Source organism: Magnetococcales bacterium, assembly GCA_015231925.1.
Classification (GTDB): Bacteria; Pseudomonadota; Magnetococcia; order Magnetococcales; family JADGAQ01; genus JADGAQ01.
Genome location: JADGAQ010000169.1, coordinates 2,046 through 5,225 on the forward strand (window position 1 = coordinate 2,046; position 3,180 = coordinate 5,225).

4 protein-coding genes are annotated in these 3,180 nt (G+C 59.6%); 2 read left to right on the plus strand and 2 right to left on the minus strand.

The genetic code is table 11. The annotated features are described in order from the left end of the window. Positions 1–59: 59 nt before the first annotated feature. The gene (locus tag HQL56_15525) at positions 60–611 is read left to right on the plus strand and encodes a hypothetical protein (GenBank protein MBF0310929.1); all 552 of its coding nucleotides are present in this window, start codon (positions 60–62) and stop codon (positions 609–611) included. Between the two features lie 21 nt (positions 612–632). On the opposite strand, the gene HQL56_15530 is transcribed toward HQL56_15525, so the two are convergent. Together HQL56_15530 and HQL56_15535 are read right to left on the minus strand one after the other, a co-directional pair. Continuing rightward, on the minus strand, positions 633–1,145 hold the full coding sequence (locus HQL56_15530) for a DUF1640 domain-containing protein (GenBank protein MBF0310930.1): 513 nt from the start codon (positions 1,143–1,145) through the stop codon (positions 633–635). A gap of 159 nt (positions 1,146–1,304) precedes the next feature. Beyond that, positions 1,305–2,300 carry a metallophosphoesterase gene (locus HQL56_15535; protein MBF0310931.1) on the minus strand — a complete coding sequence of 332 codons (996 nt, stop codon included), beginning with the start codon at positions 2,298–2,300 and terminating at the stop codon, positions 1,305–1,307. A gap of 230 nt (positions 2,301–2,530) precedes the next feature. Here HQL56_15535 and HQL56_15540 point away from each other — a divergent pair, with 230 nt between their 5' ends. Next, positions 2,531–2,803, plus strand: a complete 273-nt coding sequence (locus HQL56_15540) for a hypothetical protein (protein ID MBF0310932.1) — start codon at positions 2,531–2,533, stop codon at positions 2,801–2,803. Positions 2,804–3,180: the final 377 nt, after the last annotated feature.

A 3,180-nucleotide genomic window follows, 5' to 3' on the forward strand; every position in this document is an offset into this window, starting at 1 on the left:
GAGAGGTGAATCGTTAGCGGGTTGAATCAGCCGCCCATTCGATCAAAAGAGGCAGCAACATGAGCGGTGAAACGACAATGTGGGTTCCTCCCCCTTTGAGGGAGCTGCCTTGTATCCGGCTGCTGATAGGGGTGGTCGTCCTCGTCGGCTGTACGCCGCTGTGGATATTCCTGCTCATCCAGTTCATGGGTGGGCTGGAATGGGCGCAGCGTCATTACTACCAATGGACCTTCCCCTGGCGTCAGCCCGCTCTGGAAGCCTTGCACGGCATCTATCAGGAAGATTCCCGGCGCTGGCCGGAGGAGGCATCGTGCTATTTTTACACGGAGCAGGGCAAATACTGGTTGGGGTACCGCAAAAAATGTCGCGCCGCACGCACCGATGGCTGGGCGCCGCTGTTCAACCGGCTGCTGCGGGAGGCGGGGGTGCAGCGCATGGTCTCATTGAATCCGGACTGGATCGCTTTGGAAACCAGCGGCCTGTACTTCTACGTCAAATCCCTTGCCGGGGAGGTCCACTGCGGGGCGTTGCAAAACACCAAACCCGATCATGTCGCCCCAAATACCTGTTCCGAACTGGACAGGGGATGGCTGCTGGTGACAGGCCGGTGAGTCACCGCCTTTTCGAGAGGCTCAGCGTCCCGCCAGACGCAGCACGGCGAAGAGGATTCCACTCATCACACCCAGCGTCAAACCCACCATCCACTTGATCAACTCGGCCTTGGTGGTGTCGATTTGCCCCTTCAATTCCGCTTTGGCGGTTTCGATCTTGGCGTTCAGTTCGGCTCGGGTGGTCTCGATCTTGGTGTCGAGTTCCTTGATGTCCCGTTTCAATTCCGCCCGCGTGGCCTCGATGTCCCGTTTCAGTTCCGCCTTGGTGGCCTCGATGTCCCGTTTCAGTTCGGCCTTGGTGGCCTCGATGTCCCGTTTCAGTTCCGCTCGGGTCGCTTCGATCCGGGCATCGAGTTCCTTGATATCCCGCTTCAGTTCGGCTTCCACCCGGACCAGATCGTCGCGGGTGGCGAAGCGTTCCGCCATGGCTTCCGCCAGCAGTTCGGCCTGAATCTCCGCCTGGGGTTCGGGTACTCCCGCCTCTCGAAGTCGTTTGACGTATTTCAGGGTGTCGAAGACAACGGTGGAACTCATGGCTTCCCTCCGGGCGTGGTTGAGCTGCTTCCCAGGATAGCCTTTTTCCAAGAGCGAAATCCACTGCGAATGGAGAACCCGGCGCGTTTTGCCGCGCCGGGGATTTCCCGGCGGAGTCCGTTCAGACGAAGGGGGTGAACGCCTGGCGGAGGGGAGGGATCAACTCGGCAGTCTGGGCTGCACCGTCTGGGCCAGCAAGCGCCGCATGCGCTTGCGAAAGGCCTTTTCGCCACCGGCCAGATACATCTCCCGCAAATTGACGAAGACCACATTGCCGTGACAATCCACCACCGCCGCGCCCAGGCGACTGCGTCGCACCCGGTTGTCGTTGTCGATGATGCGCACGCCGGGAACCTCGGAGGCCAGTTCGTCGTCGATCTGGGTGAACATGTGGGGCCGATGGCCGTGAATCACGGTGTCGATATGCAACTGGGTCAGCAGCCGCCCGATCTTGTCGCCCCGGGTTTCGCCATCGATGCAGCGCTGCACGTAATAATCCCGCACCTGGCGGATATCCCCCAGCAGCTCCAGGCCCGCCGCATCGCGATACAAGGCGTAACGCCCTTCGTAAAAGGCTTTGCGGAACTTGCGATTGAAGGCGTTGAGGCCCTCCTGCTCTTTTTGCACCTGCTGCAACAGCCGCAACAACTGGAACGTCGGGTAGCCGTGCAGGTAGAGGGTGTTGTCCACCACCAGCATGATGTTCTGCCGCCGGATGAAGTCGATCTGCTCGGTGTTGAGCCGGGAAGAGGCTCCCGTATCGACCTGGCGCAGAATCTCCACCTCGTGGTTGCCGTTGAGCAGCACCACCTCGCAATCGCGAGGGGCGGTCTCCTGCAAGGTGCGGAAAAAATCCGCCACTTCCGGGGCCGGATCCCACTTGTTCAGCCAATCCCCGGTATGAACCAGCCGGATCGGCGGCAGATGGCGCTTCCAGCGTCCTTTGCGATTGCAGAGTCCGGTGATCCAAAGGGTATAGAGTACCGAGTCCAGATCATTGTCCGTGTCCGAAAGCACCACCGTGTAACAGGGCGAGCCCAAAGTCAGCTCCTCCTCAAGGGCAGGCCTGCCTCCGGACCTGAGCCAAGCCCCGGTTTCAACATAGTTCTTGCCGTATCGGGGCTCGGAAAGGTGAAAGGGGATTGCTCGGGTCATGGTCAGGCTTTCTGCATGCGTTTGTTATTGCCGCCAACAGGTCACGGGGAAGAACCCGGAAGCCCGCACGGCTGTTTCCCGCCATTAATAACCATGTTGCAGATGATTTGCAACACCGCGAAGCACTTTTTTGGCGAATCCCCCATTTGCCCGAAGGCGAAGCCGTTGGTTTGGGCAAAGCGCTGGGGGATTTCCCAACTCACCACCCACATCGAAAGGAGAAACATCCCATGGCCCGCTACATCTGGGACCGCGACACGCAACGCTGGGTCGAGCCCGGCGAGTGGCATCGCGAAAAACGTGCCGCTTTGACGGTGATTTCCGACATGGAGCCGTATCGCAACATGATCGATGGCCAACTGATCAGCGGGCGACGCCAGCACCGCGAATTTTTACGCCACTATGGTGTTGTCGAGGTCGGCAACGAGATTCCCACCCCCCGCCCCACTCCCATGGAGAGTCCTCGGCAAGACATACTCAAAGTCCTTCGAGGGCAGGGGTGAGTCAACCATTGCTTGGCAAACACCCGATAACACGCTAAGATCACGGAGGTACGATAATGTTCGGCGATGAGAATGACTCGTTCGATACGCTTTTTGGGGATTGGTCCACGACTGGCGATGCCGATTCGTGGAGCTTCGGGAATCCGTTCGAATTCTCGAATGGCGGGGGCGACTGGCTGGGAGGTTGGGGTTCGCAAAGTAGCGATTCCTGGTTCAATTCCCCCCGGCGGTTTGATGTGGACGACTGGTTGCGCGGTTCCGGACTTGGTACCGGCTGGGGTGGTGGCTATGCGTCACCGTTCGGTACCCGACAAAACGGCTTTGGCGGGGGCGACTGGCTGGGAGGTTGGGGTTCGCAAAGTAGCGATTCCTGGTTC